Origin of the sequence: Neobacillus driksii, from assembly GCF_013409995.1 — a bacterium.
Classification (GTDB): Bacteria; Bacillota; Bacilli; order Bacillales; family Cytobacillaceae; genus Neobacillus; species Neobacillus driksii.
Genome location: NZ_JACCBX010000015.1, coordinates 18,457 through 33,967, shown reverse-complemented (window position 1 = coordinate 33,967; position 15,511 = coordinate 18,457). Strand labels below are relative to the sequence as shown.

12 protein-coding genes are annotated in these 15,511 nt (G+C 37.8%); 11 read left to right on the top strand and 1 reads right to left on the bottom strand.

Annotation, left to right across the window (positions count from 1 at the left end):
• Nucleotides 1–156: 156 nt before the first annotated feature.
• From gndA to F4694_RS26160, 7 genes are all read left to right on the top strand, one after another.
• A complete protein-coding gene (gene gndA / locus F4694_RS26190) occupies nt 157–1,569 on the top strand; it encodes an NADP-dependent phosphogluconate dehydrogenase (RefSeq protein WP_179602864.1) in 1,413 nt (470 codons plus the stop codon).
• Nucleotides 1,570–1,811: 242 nt separating this feature from the next.
• Complete coding sequence (locus F4694_RS26185; RefSeq protein ID WP_179602863.1) at nt 1,812–2,750, top strand: AraC family transcriptional regulator; 939 nt, start codon at nt 1,812–1,814, stop codon at nt 2,748–2,750.
• Complete coding sequence (locus tag F4694_RS26180) at nt 2,747–3,634, top strand: sugar phosphate isomerase/epimerase family protein (protein WP_179602862.1); 888 nt, start codon at nt 2,747–2,749, stop codon at nt 3,632–3,634. The genes F4694_RS26185 and F4694_RS26180 overlap by 4 nt, the downstream gene beginning before the upstream one ends.
• 2 nt (nt 3,635–3,636) lie before the next feature.
• Nucleotides 3,637–4,797 (top strand): Gfo/Idh/MocA family protein, encoded by a 1,161-nt coding sequence (locus F4694_RS26175; RefSeq protein ID WP_179602861.1) that lies wholly within the window; start codon nt 3,637–3,639, stop codon nt 4,795–4,797.
• A gap of 219 nt (nt 4,798–5,016) precedes the next feature.
• Nucleotides 5,017–6,027 (top strand): Gfo/Idh/MocA family protein, encoded by a 1,011-nt coding sequence (locus F4694_RS26170; protein ID WP_179602860.1) that lies wholly within the window; start codon nt 5,017–5,019, stop codon nt 6,025–6,027.
• A complete protein-coding gene (locus F4694_RS26165; RefSeq protein WP_179602859.1) occupies nt 6,024–6,884 on the top strand; it encodes a sugar phosphate isomerase/epimerase family protein in 861 nt (286 codons plus the stop codon). Before F4694_RS26170 ends, F4694_RS26165 begins: the two co-directional genes overlap by 4 nt.
• A 595-nt stretch (nt 6,885–7,479) precedes the next feature.
• The gene (locus F4694_RS26160) at nt 7,480–8,955 is read left to right on the top strand and encodes an MFS transporter (protein ID WP_179602858.1); all 1,476 of its coding nucleotides are present in this window, start codon (nt 7,480–7,482) and stop codon (nt 8,953–8,955) included.
• A 377-nt stretch (nt 8,956–9,332) separates the two neighbouring features.
• Here the strand turns inward: F4694_RS26160 and F4694_RS26155 are convergent, their stop codons facing one another.
• Nucleotides 9,333–10,529: an ROK family protein gene (locus F4694_RS26155; RefSeq protein WP_179602857.1), complete on the bottom strand. Its 1,197-nt coding sequence runs from the start codon at nt 10,527–10,529 to the stop codon at nt 9,333–9,335.
• 268 nt (nt 10,530–10,797) lie between these two features.
• On the opposite strand from F4694_RS26155, the gene F4694_RS26150 reads away from it, so the two are divergent.
• The 4 genes from F4694_RS26150 (at nt 10,798) to F4694_RS26135 (ending at nt 15,286) form a co-directional block, all read left to right on the top strand.
• Nucleotides 10,798–12,066, top strand: a complete 1,269-nt coding sequence (locus F4694_RS26150) for a nickel pincer cofactor-dependent isomerase, group 22 (RefSeq protein ID WP_179602856.1) — start codon at nt 10,798–10,800, stop codon at nt 12,064–12,066.
• Between the two features lie 18 nt (nt 12,067–12,084).
• On the top strand, nt 12,085–12,855 hold the full coding sequence (locus F4694_RS26145; RefSeq protein WP_179602855.1) for an SDR family oxidoreductase: 771 nt from the start codon (nt 12,085–12,087) through the stop codon (nt 12,853–12,855).
• 77 nt (nt 12,856–12,932) lie between these two features.
• A complete protein-coding gene (gene larE, locus F4694_RS26140) occupies nt 12,933–13,733 on the top strand; it encodes an ATP-dependent sacrificial sulfur transferase LarE (protein ID WP_179602854.1) in 801 nt (266 codons plus the stop codon).
• 80 nt (nt 13,734–13,813) lie between these two features.
• The gene (locus tag F4694_RS26135; RefSeq protein ID WP_179602853.1) at nt 13,814–15,286 is read left to right on the top strand and encodes a gluconokinase; all 1,473 of its coding nucleotides are present in this window, start codon (nt 13,814–13,816) and stop codon (nt 15,284–15,286) included.
• Nucleotides 15,287–15,511: the final 225 nt, after the last annotated feature.

Genomic DNA, 15,511 nt, shown 5'->3' with positions numbered 1-15,511 from the left:
TTGAGTAAGCTAAGCATGACAAATTAGCCGAAATAATTGATGTTCTATTTATTAATCGTTATTATGGATGGTATGAGTATAGGAGTGCCGGACGGCAACTCCAGACTTCAACTAAGGAATAAGTTCTAATTAGATTAAGGAGAAAGAGGGAAAAGAATGTCTAAACAACAAATTGGTGTCGTAGGATTGGCAGTCATGGGTAAGAACCTTGCTTTAAATATTGAAAGCCGCGGTTACTCTGTTGCTGTTTTCAACCGTTCTTATGACAAAACAGAAGAGTTTTTAAAGAACGAAGCAGAAGGAAAGAACTTTGTTGGTGCACGTACAGTTGAAGAATTCGTTAATTCTTTAGAAAAACCTCGCAAAATTTTATTAATGGTTAAAGCAGGTACGGCTACAGATGCAACTATCGACTCTTTAAAGCCATTTCTTGAAGAAGGCGATATCCTAATCGATGGAGGAAATACATTCTTCCAGGATACAATTAGACGTAATCAGGAACTTGCAACAGCAGGATTCCATTTCATCGGAACTGGAGTTTCAGGTGGAGAAGAAGGCGCATTAAAAGGTCCTTCTATCATGCCGGGCGGTAAAAAAGAAGCTTATGAGCTTGTTCAGCCAATCCTTGAGGCGATCTCTGCTAAAGTTGAAGGCGACCCTTGTTGTACGTATATTGGACCAAATGGTGCAGGTCACTATGTGAAAATGGTTCATAACGGAATCGAATATGGAGATATGCAATTAATCTGTGAAGCTTACTTTATTTTGAAAAATGTCCTTGGTTTAGATGCGAAAGAGCTTCACGAGGTGTTTGCTGAATGGAACAAAGGCGAATTAGACAGCTATTTGATTGAAATCACTGCTGATATCTTTACAAAAGTGGACGAAGAAACTGGCAAGCCAATGGTTGACTTGATTCTTGATACTGCTGGTCAAAAGGGTACAGGAAAATGGACAAGCCAAAATGCACTAGACCTAGGTGTTCCACTTCCAATTATCACGGAATCCGTATTTGCCCGCTTTATTTCTGCGATGAAGGATGAGCGTATTAAGGCAAGCAAGGTTCTTAATGGACCTGAAGTAAAGGCGTTTGAAGGCAATAAAGAAGAATTAATCGAAGCAGTACGTAAAGCATTGTATATGAGCAAAATCGTTTCTTATGCACAAGGTTTTGCACAAATGCGTGCTGCGTCTGAAGAATATGATTGGAATCTTCGTTACGGCGATATCGCGATGATTTTCCGCGGCGGATGTATCATTCGTGCACAATTCTTACAAAAAATTAAAGACGCTTATGATCGCGATCCTGAATTAAGAAACTTATTATTAGATCCATATTTTAAAGAAATCGTTGAAAATTATCAGCAGCCATTACGTCAAGTTCTTGCTGTAGCAATTGAACGTGGAATCCCGGTTCCGTCATTTGCAAGCGCAATTGCTTACTATGACAGCTATCGTACTGAAACACTTCCAGCGAATCTGCTTCAAGCACAACGTGACTATTTTGGAGCACATACGTACCAACGTATTGATAAAGAAGGAGTATTCCACACAAACTGGATGGAATAAGGGTTTCATAACTAAACAGTTATGAACTAACTTTAAAAGGAGACAAAAACTAGCCCTAAACGCTGTAATTGTCTCCTTTTTTTATTTGTCTAAAAGTCGTGATAAAAAAGCAATATCAGTCAAATAATAGCTCTTATTGAGCACTTTTAGAGAATGTTTTTTGTATCTATCTGCAATATAATATAAGTATGTTCAGTTAACAAACTATTATGTTAACGCTTACTACTAAGGGTGTGAAAGCAGTGGAAAAGTTAACAAGCTCTTCATTGAGAAAAAGAATAATGGATGAGTGGATATACGGTCACTACCGAGTTCAAGGTGTGGACTTTTATAACTTTAATTTTCACTCACACCAAGAATATGAAATCTATTTTTTTCACTCAGGTGATTGTAAGTACTTAATTAACAATCGGATTTATGAACTGCAACCGGGGGATATCATCCTGTTAGACGGGATGACTTTGCACAAAGCCAATCCAGGAACAGACAGTACGTATACAAGAAGTATGCTTCATTTTTCACCCTTATGGCTGCAGGAATCATTAATTGGACTTGGAATTCCTAATTTGTTGGATCCGTTCAAAAAACTTCATAATTGCTTTCTTCGTACAGGCTACGATGAATTTGGACAATTTGTGGATGGCAGGATAAAGGAAATAGCCCAGTCTCTTACTCATATTGATGAAGAAATGCAGCGGACAGGTAAGAAAAATGAGTTTCTGGAAGCAGAAATAAAACTTGAGTTGATTCAATTATTGATGGGAATCTACAAAATAAGTCAAAAAGAATTGTCTCAGGTGACGAGTAAAAGGTCAGAAAAGGAGCTTCATGCTGAGTCGATTGCCTCTTGGATTAATGATCATTATTCGGAAAAAGTCAGTTTAGACAGAATTGCTGAAGAGTTAAGTTTAAGTAAGTATTATGCTTCTCATATTTTTAAAGAAGTCACTGGCTTTACGGTGATGGAATATGTTATGGCTTGCCGGCTAAATCAGGTGAAGTATTTGTTGGAAATGGAGCCAGATCAATCACTAACGGATGTGGCTCGCTCAACAGGATTTGAAAGCGTTGCACATTTCAGCCGTTTTTTTAAAGAGAAGGTCGGCACCACTCCTTCACAATATCGTAAAACGAAACTCAGTAGCCATATTCTTTGGAATAAGGAGGAAAAGAATAAATGAATCAAGATTTATTGATTTCAGGATTTTCAGATGAAATCTCATCTGACTTTGATACTCAGTTAGAAGTTGTATCTAATTTAGGGATGAAATTTATCTCGTTACGCGGCATTGATGGGAAAAATATTGGTGATTTTACTGTCGATGAATTCAAAGAAACGGTACTGCCAAGACTGCAAAAAGCTGGTATTGGTGTTTCTTCTATCGGGTCACCAATTGGTAAAGTATTCATCAATGATGAAGAAGGCTTTGCGAAACAAAAGCTTATGTTGGACACGCTTTGCCAAATTAGCAACTTGCTTGATTGTAAATATATGCGGATTTTCAGCTTCTATATTCCTAAGGGTGAGGATGCAGATCACTACCGCAGCCAAGTTGTCAGCAAGTTGAAAGAATATGCTGCAATCGCGGAAAAATACAATGTAATTTTGCTGCATGAGAATGAAAAGGATATCTTTGGTGATATCGGAAGACGCTGTCATGAGATCCTAAAAGAAGTGGATTCTCCTTACTTTAAAGGGATTTTCGACTTCGCGAATTTCGTACAGTGCGGTGAGGACACCCAAGAGTGTTACGATCTCTTGAAAGATGAGATTGTTTATATACACATTAAGGATGCTGTAACATCAGATAGTCAAAACGTTGTCTGTGGAACTGGCGAAGGAAAAATACCTGAATTGCTAGCTCAGTTTATTAAGAGCGGCTATAAAGGCTTTTTAACTCTTGAGCCACACCTTGTTCTCTTTGATTCTCTAAAGGATTTAGAGCTTGAAGATGCGACCGAGGTCATTAAGGACAACAAAGGGTTGGATGGTGCCGGCGGCTACAAGCTTCAATATGAAGCATTATTAGAAATTCTTAACAAAATTGAAAGCGAGGGAATTTAATTATGGCAGATGTAAGATTAGGAATTATTGGATTAGGTGCAGAGGGCGGTATGTACGCTAATTTTATTACTGAAGGCAAAGTTAAAAACATGGTGATTGGTGCGATCTGTGATAATGATCCTGCTAAAAAACAAGTTGCAGAAGAGAAGTATCCTGGTGTTCCTTTCTATGATAATTATATCGATATGCTTGAAAGTGGTGATGTTGATGCAGTCGTTACAACTGTACCGCATTATCTACATCCTGAAATGGGAATTGAAGCATTAAAAAGAGACATTCATGCATTAGTGGAAAAACCAGCAGGTGTTTATACAAAACAAGTAAAAGAATTAAACGACTTTGCAGCAACAAAGCCTGAACTTAAGTTTGCAATCTTCTTTAACCAGCGTACAAATCCACTGTATAAAAAAGTAAAAGAACTTATTGATAATGGTGAGATTGGCAGCATCCGCAGTACCAATTGGATTATTACTACATGGTGGAGACCTCAAGGTTACTACAATCAAAGTGAATGGAGAGCAACTTGGGGCGGAGAAGGCGGCGGTGTCCTTGTAAACCAAGCGCCACACCAAATTGACTTGCTTCAATGGATTTGCGGCATGCCGAAAAAGGTTTATGCAAAATTAAACTATGGCTATCAAAGAGATATTGTGGTTGAAGACGATGTAACTGCAGTATTTGATTATGGAAATGGTGCTACTGGTGTATTTGTAACTAAGACACACGATGTAGTAGGGACAGATCGTTTAGAAATCCATGGCGATAAAGGAAAAATCGTGGTAGACGATAGTAAGAAAGTAACCATTAAGCGCCTGAAACAATCTGAGAATGAAATGAGCGCTTCTATGGATATGTCAGATGTTATGAAGCTGTTTATGGGCGGCGGTGCAGGTGATATTTTCACCGAGGAAGTACTTGATTTTGGCAATGTTTGGGGCGAACAGCACATTGCAGTATTAGAGGACTTTTCTTCCGCAATTGTGGAAGGCACACCATTGTTAGCTCCTGGCAGCGACGGTATTAATGGTGTTAGACTTGCAAATGCAATGCACCTGTCAAGCTGGTTAGGCAAGGAAATCGAAGTACCATTTGATGAAGATTTATTCTTAGAAGAATTAAATAAACGGATTGCGGAAGAAGGTAAATATCCGGTTAGAAAGTAATCAACCACATGAAACGAACTCATCGCTGTTTAAAGCTTTGAGTTCGTTTTAAAAGTGTGATTTCGCAAACATAGTTGTTAAAATCTTAAAGCCGATTTTAACGTGGAATTATCAATTTAGCGCTTAAGAATTTAGTTTGCAGGCTCTTTTCTTTTTAAATTTTTGTTCTAAAAAGCAACAAAGTTTAAGAAAAGAGCCTATAAAAAAGGGGAGAAGCAAATGCTGAAAGTTGCAGTTATAGGGCTGGGGACGATTTCACATATCCATATTCCAGCGATAAAGGCAAACCCAAATGCTGAGTTGGTGGCTGTCTGTGATAATGACGAATCCTTATCAAATTCAGTACCAGGAGCAAACTTTTACAGTAACTATGAGGTAATGCTAGAAAAAGAAGAATTAGATTGTGTTCATATTTGTCTGCCCCATTATTTGCACTACCCTGTTACGAAAGCTTGTATAGAAAAAGGTGTTCATGTTTTTCTAGAAAAACCATTGGGCCTGAACGCAGAAGAAGGGCTTGCTCTGGTGAAATTAGAGGAAGAACACAAGGACATTAAAATCGGTGTATGTCTGCAAAATCGCAACAACGAATCCTTTGAAAAACTCCAAGAGATTATCAACTCTGGTGAATATGGTCCTATTAGAGGGGTTAAGGGTCTAGTAGCATGGTTTCGGCCAAAAGACTACTATGACATCCAGCCGTGGCGCGGGCAATGGAAATATGCCGGTGGTGGAGTGATGATCAATCAAGCGCTCCATACGTTAGACCTCATGCAGCTGGTTGGCGGTGAAATTGAATCGATTAGAGGTTCAGTTGATCAACTATTGGATTATAACATCGAAGTGGAAGATACGGCTTCCGCACGTATCCAGTTTAAAAATGGTGCTAAGGGATTATTCTTCGCTACGAATGCAAATGCAGATAATTCTAGTGTTGAACTCGAGGTTCTTTTTGAAAAAGAAAGGTTCATCATCAAGGATAGCATCCTGACAAGAGTGAATGAAACAGGGGAAAAAGAAGAATTGATGGAAGACGCTAAGCTGCCAGGTTCGAAACATTATTATGGAGCTAGTCATGCAAAAACCATTAATCAATTCTATTCGGCGATTACTGGAAATACAGAAGACTATATTCATGCAAAAGATGCACTTGCATCCATCGCGATAATTGATGCCATTCACCTGTCATCAGAGAAAAAACAATCAATACAAATGGAGGTATTCCAATGAAAAAGGGAAAAATCGGCGTTCAAATGATGATGCTAAAGAACAAGGTTGAGGAGCTTGGTGCCTATGAAACAATGAGAAAAGTAAGTGAGCTTGGTTACCACGCTGTTGAAGTTTCTCAAATCCCAATGACTCCAGAGAACGTAGCGGAGATAAAAAGGGCGAGTCAAGATTTTGATATTAAGATTGCCGCTCTTTCTGCTGCGGTAGAGCCAATGCTTCCTGGAATGCCTGGTGAGACATTGACAAGTGACTTTGAAAAAATCGTAAACGATTGCAAGACACTGGATTGTAACTTCTTACGTATTGGTATGCTTCCGTTAACAGCTATCGGTCATAAAGATAAAATTATGGAATTTATTGGAAAAGCAGAAGAAATGGCTCACAGATTAGCTGAGCATGGAATTGAATTGTATTACCACACACACCACATAGAATTCCAAAAATACGATGGTGAGTATTTGTTGGACATTATTAAAAATAACACCACTAAGCTTGGGTTTGAATTAGATGTTCACTGGATTCAAAGAGCGGGTGTAAATCCTGTCGAGTTTGTTAAAGAATATGCAGGCCGTATTTCACTCCTACACTTGAAGGATTATCGTATTGGACAAATTGATACAACTCAAATGGATTTCAAGGATATGGGTAAATTCTTTAACCTATTCACAAATACGATTGAATTTGCAGAACTTGGTGAAGGAAACCTAGATCTCAAATCAATCATAGAAGCAGGACTTGAGAGTGGAGTACAGTATTTCTTAGTAGAACAAGACGATACCTATGGACGTGACCCATTCGAATGCCTAGAGGTTTCAGCTAATCACTTGAGAAAACTAGGATATGCTGACTGGTATTAATATTTTGTATTGATAGATCAGGACAAAGGCAGTGGATTTTCACTGCCTTTTTGCATTGGTTTTAGTTGTTTTTATCAATTGTGAACAATATGAGTAAAAAAAACAGAATTATAAAGCAGGACTAGAGAATGATTATTGTATATTGATACAATATAATGACAGTATGTAGCGATGAGGTTAGGTTTTAGTATAGTGAAAAAGTAAAAGACAGAAAATGAAGTAGGAATTCGCCGCCTTTCTTTGTATCGAGGAAATTTGGTATATTCATAGCCTTTTAGGTATATTCTTAAGGAAAGTGGCATTTTATCCACTAAAAATTTAGAAAATTAAAAACTTATTGACTATGAATAGTAGAGATGTTATTCTTATTATAATAATTAGTTCATTAAACTAATTAAAAAATAGAATAATGTTTTTTCTGGCAATTATATTTTTTTATTCACTTATGTAAGGGGTTTCACAGAAGGGAGTGGCAAGTAAAAGAGGATCATTTTTAGGTGAAATATGATTGTTGCTATAAACAGGGTATAATTGGCTAGAGAATTTTTTTAATATTAGGAATAATGAAAGCGGTTAACTACAAGGGGGCGAAATCATGTCAAATGTAAAAGTAGAAAAAGGGGATCAGTATAACACAGCAAAATTATGGCAAATAGGTTTGTTTACTTTAAATAATACCTCATCAAATCTTCATTTATTTGTATTAGGTTTTGTTACTTATTATGCAACTGGGATAGCCGGACTAGCGGTTATGGTGGTAAGTTCGCTATTAATGGCGGCACGCTTATTTGATGGTATCATTGATCCGGCGATTGGCTATATCATCGATAAAACAGAGGGGAAATTTGGTAAGTTTACGCCTTTGATCGTTGTCGGTAATATCATTTCAGCAGGTACAATTCTAATAATCTATAATGTAACGCATCATTTACCAGAGTCTACACAATTTCTTTTCTTTACTGCGATGTTAATCGTAAATAAAATTGGTTATTCATTACAAACAAGTGTTACGAAGGCTGCGCAAACGGTTTTAACAAATAATCCAAAGCAACGTCCATTATATGCAATTTTTGATGGAGTCTATAATGCTGCACTTTTCACTGGCGGACAAATTTGGGTTTCAGCTGTTCTAGTAGCAAAGCATGGCGGGTTTAATCTTGGTTTGTTTACGGAATTAAACGGCTATGGTCTATTTCTATCAGCAGTATTTGCGGTACTAGCAATCGTAGGTATCTGGTCAAAAGATAAGAAAGAATACTATGGATTAGCAGAAGAAGGAACTCAAACTACTCTTCGTGAATATTGGGGAGTTATTAAAGGAAACAAACAATTACAATTACTTTCACTTTCGGCGTCTTTTGATAAATTAGCAACGAGTATCGCTCGTTATTCTGTAGTCGGAGTTATGTTGTTTGGTATTTTGCTAGGAGATTACGCATTAAGCGGAAAAATTGGTCTTATTACATTAGTACCGACATTATTGATTACTTTCTTAGTAGTTGGAATTGCAAGAAAGACAGGTTTAAAGAAATCCTATGTTACTTCAGCATGGATCGGAATGCTTTCTTACTTGGCTTTGATGGCTTTATTCTTATTTATTGATCCTGCATCGGTTTCACTAACTAATATTGGAATTACTACTATATTATTCTTAGCCTTATATTCATTAGCAATTGGATTTGCTAGTATTCCAACAACGCTTGTTGTTCCTATGATTGCCGATGTTTCGGACTATGAAACACATAAATCAGGTCGTTATGTACCAGGTATGATGGGCACGATTTTCTCATTCATTGATCAACTCGTTTCATCTTTAGCTCCAACAATCGTAGGTGTAGTAGTTGGTTTCATTGGTTACAAAGAAAAATTCCCTGAGGTTGGGGAAGCATTAACAACACCATTGTTTGTTGTTACCTTAATACTAGCATTCGGTTTACCAGCGCTATGTTTGTTGGTATCCATTACAGCAATGAAATTCTATAAACTAGATCATAAAGAAATGGAAAAAATTCAATCTGGTATTTCTGACATGAAAGCAAAAGGGAAAACGAACAATAATGTTGCAATTTAAAAGAGTATAAATTTTGGACCCTGGCGTATGCTGGGGTTTTTTTTACATAAAAAAACCAATTCACATTTTATTTACGTGACTTGGTTACGATTGGTTCGTGTGTATCAAATGGCATGTATTTTCCCTGTTCAAACTTCTCAATTATTTTTACTAGTATCTTTTTCATGTATGTAACCTCCAGTGATTTGATACTCTTATTATCAAGGAATTGGAGATTTTTCACAACGCTGCTGAAAACGGAAACAAAGACAATGAAAACGAGAACAATGTTGATGAAAACGTGTATCACCGGCTAATTTCTTACTTTCTCTCTGTTTTTCTTCCTTTTTCACTGTTTTACAATTTTGGAAATCATTCACAATAAAAAATACCCTCAGTTACTGAGGGTAACACTCTTTTTCCATTCGGATTGATTCATCAATGGATAAACTTAACTCATTCACTTCTAAAAAGTTCTTAATAGCTAAGGCACAGGCACCCATACTACAAGCATTTTTACCAAATTCTGAAATTTGTAGTTTTCGATATTGCCCCACTGTAGATGTTAGATGTGCTTTAATTTCATCTAAAGCATTGGGATACAACCGGAGCAATTCACTATTAATCACTAAAATCTCTGGATTATAGAGGTTAATAATATTGTTAAGTCCATAAGATAAGAACTTTATATAATCCTTCATTAACTCACTCGTAACAGGATCTTTTTTTACAAACCAATGATTAATTTCATCATAGGTGACATTTTCTTTATTATGTCTTTTTGATAATTGCTTTATAAAGCTCGATTCCGAAGCGTATTGTTCCCAACAGCCTAAATTTCCACATCTGCAGGGAAGACCATCAGGGACAATGATCATATGCCCAATTTCGCCGGCATAACCATCGCAGCCTTTAAGTAACTTGCTATTTACCATAATTCCAAGTCCGATTCCTGAATACAAACTAACAGATAATAAGTTTTCACTTTGAGCATGTTTATAGACGATTTCAGCAAATGAACACAGGTTAGCGTTATTTTCTATATAGATATTGATACCGGTTTCATTTTGTAAATCTGCCTTTAAATTTTTATTATGCCAACGATGATGTGGGACAAAATAGATACTTTCGTCATTATTGACGATACCATGTATTCCAATTACTGCTCCAATTAATCCATAGGGTGCGTGAGAGCTTCTTTTTTTATAATGTGTTATCTGTTCCGCCAATAGTTTTACAATTAGGGTGTAATCAGATGCTTCTATTTCAATAGACTGTGTATCCACTGTTGTGCCACTCAAATCAGATAAGGTGAATGTTATGACTCTCTTATCTAAGTCTATTCCTAAAGAATATCCTGCTTGCTGGTTAATCGATAACATAATAGGTCTTCGCCCTAGATTTTTATGTTCTTGATGGGTTTCTAGAATTAACTCTTCTGCTAATAATTCCGCTGCCTGCACAGAAATAGTAGCCTTGTTTAGTCCGGTAATCTTCGCTAAATCTGCCCGGGATATCATCCCATGTTCAATTATTTTACTAATAATGATGGACCGATTTATCTTTTTAATATATGAGGCATCTCCCGTGAGCATATTAATCACTTCCTTTTAAATTTCTAGGTGAAAAAGATAAATAATTTGGTCTGAATATTTATTGACGTAAACAATCCATAATGATATTATACAGGTAATTAGTTTGTTTGGTAAACAAATTAAATTACTATTTTAAATTATTTTCCAAACAAATCATTTTTAATTCCTTTTGTAAGGGATTACACAATTTTTATTAAACCGATAAAGTAAATACATGGAATAATATCCCTTGAGGAACACTTAGGTAGAAAAGGAGTGAAACAGAAAGATGGGTATTCTACAGGACTTATTAAAAGATATACCAGTGCCAAAAATGGCAAAGGTAAAAGTGAAATTTGATGATAAGAAAATTGATAATTTAGAACAAGCGTTAATGGGAAAATTGCAACAGGAGCATATTCAGGCATCAGTTCGGCCTGGAATGGAAATTGCTTTAGCTGTTGGAAGCAGAGGACTTGATCGTCTAGTAGAATTAACTGCAGTGACAGTTAAATTTCTAAAAGACCTTGGTGCAAAGCCATTTATTGTTCCTAGTATGGGCAGTCATGGCGGTGCGACAGCTGAAGGACAGCGTGAGGTGCTAGCACATCTTGGTGTAACAGAAGAAAGCGTTGGCTGTGAAATTCGTTCTTCCATGGAAGTGGTAAAAATCGGAGAACTTCCAAATGGCTTACCTGTTTATGTTGATCAATATGCGGCAAACGCAGATGGTATTGTCGTGATTAATCGCATTAAACCGCATACTGCATTCCGCGGTCCGGTTGAAAGCGGCATTATGAAAATGATTAGTATTGGGTTAGGAAAGCAGCGGGGTGCCGAGGCGTGTCACCAACTAGGCTTTAAGTATATGGCAGAAAATGTACCTGCAATGGCAAAAATGATTATGGAGAAAAAACCATTTCTTTTTGGTGTGGCAACCATTGAAAATGCTTTTGATAAAGTGGCTGTGGTGGATGTACTTTCTCCTCAAGAAATTATTGAAAGAGAAGCAGATCTGCAGGCTAAGGCGAAAGAATTATTACCTAAGCTTTTCTTTGAACAATTAGAGGTTCTTGTCATTGATCAAATTGGTAAGAATATCTCTGGTGATGGGATGGATCCGAATATTACAGGCCGATATCCAACTCCATATGCACACGGCGGACCGGATGTTAACAAAATGGTTGTTCTCGGATTAACTCCTCAAACAGAGGGAAATGCCAATGGTGTTGGAACAGCTGATTTTACAACAAAGCGGTTAGTTGACCGGATGGACCTAGAGGTAACGTATGCCAACGGGTTAACTTCCACTGTTGTAGCACCAACCAAAATTGCTACTACATTGCCAAATGATCGTGAAGCGATACAAGCGGCGGTTAAGACAAGTAATATCTTAGATTTTACAAAAGTAAAAATGGTCCGCATTAAAAATACATTAGAGTTAAGTGAAATTGAAGTATCAGAGGCGTTAGTTGAGCATGTGAGACAGCATCCAAATATGGAGCTAGTTTCAGAGCTTTATGATCTACCATTTGATGAAAAAGGAAACTTATATTAAAACTAGGAGAGTTGAAACATGACAAATTTATTTGATTTAACAGGTAAAACCGCGGTTGCAATTGGAGGAAATGGCGTATTAGGTTCAGCAATGGCGAAAGGCTTGGCTGAACACGGTGCTAAAGTGGCAATCGTTGGCCGTAACTTAGAAACCGCTGAAAAAGTGGTCAAGGAAATCGTTGAAAATGGCGGAGAAGCTAAGGCATTCTCAGCAGACGTAAGCTCGAAGGATTCTTTAGTCCAAGTTGCAAAGGATATTGAACAATGGTCTGGCGGCTGGGATATTTTGTTGAATGCACCAGGGACAAACAGCCCAACACCGTTTTTTGATTTAGATATGGACGAGTACGATAAAATTATGGATATTAACTTAAAAGGAATTGTCATGACTTGTCAAATCTTTGCGAAGCGCATGATTGAACAAGAAAGACAAGGTAGTATTATTAATATTTCATCTGTCTCTTCTACAACACCATTATCAAGAGTATTTACGTATTCTGTTTCAAAAGCCGGACTTAATAGTGTAACTCAATTCTTAGCTCGTGAATTTGCGACTAGCGGAATACGTGTAAATGCCATTATTCCAGGATTCTTCCCAGCTGAACAAAATCGTAAAATTTTAGACAAGGAAAGAATTGAATCCATCATGGGCCATACCCCTATGAAACGGTTTGGAGAAGCGGAAGAACTTCAAGGTGCTACTGTTTTCCTTGCATCAGATAAAGCGTCAAGCTTTGTTACAGGTGCATTAATCCGTGTTGACGGCGGATTTGGAGCGATGACAATTTAATTCTTGGACATATGGTTAATGTCCATTTAATATGTTAAATAGTGGATTATACAGAAAGTACGTGGGGAGATGAGACCTTGCTAACAGAGAAATATAATAAATTACAGTCTATTCTCCGTGACATGGGATCAGTCGTTGTAGCATTTTCAGGTGGTGTAGATAGTACATTTTTACTTAAAGCGGCGGTTGAGACATTAGGGGAAGGACGTGTCTTAGCTGTCACGGCAGATTCGGAAACCTACCCTTCAAGTGAGCTTGAAGAGGCTAGGGTACTTGCAAAAAAAATTGGTGTTAAGCACCAAGTCATTGAAACCTCCGAATTAGCCATTCCTGGTTATGCTGAGAATAACAAAAATCGTTGTTACTTTTGTAAAAGCAGCTTATTCGATCACCTACTTCCAGTAATGGAAGAAAAGGGATTCCATAATGTTATTTATGGGGTAATTGCTGATGATATGAATGAACATCGACCAGGAATGCAAGCAGCTAAGGAGAAGGGGATACGAGGTCCTCTGTTAGAGGCGAATTTATTTAAACAGGAAATTAGGGAGCTTTCACAGCAGTTTGATTTGCCCACATGGGATAAACCATCCTTCGCCTGTTTATCTTCTAGGATTGCTTACGGAGAATATATTACAAAGGAAAAGCTGACAAAGGTAGAGCGGGCTGAAAGCTATTTAAAAAGTCTCCGTATTCGCCAGGTGAGAGTCCGGACTCATGATGAAATCGCTAGAATTGAAGTAGAACCTAATGATATGAAAATTGTTCTCGAAAATCATGATTCCATTGTTCGTGAGCTCCAAGAGTATGGATATAAATATATAACTTTGGATTTGCTGGGATACCAGAGCGGCAGTATGAACAAGGTGTTAGCGTAATAACAGAAGAAGGCTTTGGAAATTTCCAAAGCCTTTTCTAACATAATGACAACATGTAGTTGAAAAGGAAGATGAAACGTATGTCAAGAGAGTTCGTAATGGGACTAGATATCGGAACCACTAGTGTAAAAGCTTGTGTGTTTGATATCAAAGGTAAACTAATAGCAGAAAATGAGAAAATGAACAGCTTTCATTATCCAGAGCTAGGCTGGTCTGAACAAGACCCAATTGAGATTGAACGGTCTGCAGTGTTGGCAATTAAGGAAGCCATTGAACAAGCTGCCATTAATAAAGATGAGTTAATTGCCCTCGGGTTTTCAGCTGCCATGCATTCACTTCTTTGTGTCAATGAAGAGGGTACTCCGATTTCCCCTGCACTTATTTGGGCAGATGGAAGAAGCGTTGCACAGGCAGAAGCAATAAAAGGAACGATTGGGAAGAGTATTTTTTCGAAAACAGGAACACCGATTCATCCGATGACACCATTTAGTAAGCTTTTGTGGATGAAAGAAACAAACTATCAGCCTTATAAAGAAGCAGCTTATTTTATGTCCATAAAGGAATATTTACTACAATGCTGGTTTGGTCAAAGGGTGATTGATTACTCAATGGCTTCTGCTACAGGTTTTTTTAATCCGGCTGCGCTGGATTGGGAGCCTGAATTACTAGAAATGACAGGGATTACAAGGGAACAGCTTTCTGAAATTGTCCCCCCTACTAAAGTGTTAACGGGTCTAAATAGCGGTATTGCTGATGAAATGGGAATTAATCCAGAAATGCCTTTTGTAATGGGAGCAGCAGATGGGCAATTGGCCAACTTAGGAATTGGAGCGATTTTGCCTGGAGAAGTGGCGGTTTCCGTTGGGACAAGCGGGGCGATTAGGCAAATCAATAAAGGGGTTAAGATCGATGAAAATCAAGAAACCTTTTGTTACTCCTTTACGGCGGATTCAACGATTGTTGGGGGACCGACGAATAATGGCGGTATCGTCTTACAATGGTTAAAAGATCTTCTGAATGACCAAAGGGATTTTTCAGATTTCTTAGGGGACGCAGAGAAGGTAGCTCATGGAGCTGAGGGTATCCTGTTTCTGCCTTATTTAAACGGGGAAAGAGCACCGGTCTGGAATCAGCGTGCCAAAGGCAATTTTTATGGAGTTTCAATTACACATAAAAAAGAACATTTTATCCGGGCGGTCCTTGAAGGGATTACCTTTAATCTCTATCAAATCGGCAAAGCACTGGAAAGATTAGCTGGCGAGCCGGAAAAAATCTACGTAAACGGCGGATTGGCGAGGTCACCACTTTGGCTGCAAATGATGGCTGACATCTTTGAAGCGGAGATTTATGTATCTGAAAGCCATCACAGTGCCGCATGGGGAGCAGCCTGGACCGCTCTCGTGGGCATTGGTAAAGTAGATTCTTTTGAAGCTATCAAAAAGAATATACCGATGGGTGAGCCAGTGCTGCCTAATAAGGAAAGCAGTAAAGTTTATAAGGCTATTTATGAAAACTATGAAAAACTTGCTAGAGATATGGTGAAGTATTTCTAAAAAAGAGTTGCAGCTTGACGATTTTAAAATCTATTAAGGACAAAGCTTGTATCTAATGGTAGAGATTAGTCCTTAATAAGGGGTCTTGAGGACTAATCGCGTTACGAGGGATTAAGATTAGTCCTTAATAAGGGTTCTTGAGGACAAATCGTGTTACGAGGGACTGAGATTAGTCCTTAAAAAGGAGCCTTGAGGACAAATCGCGTTACGAGGGATTAAGATTAG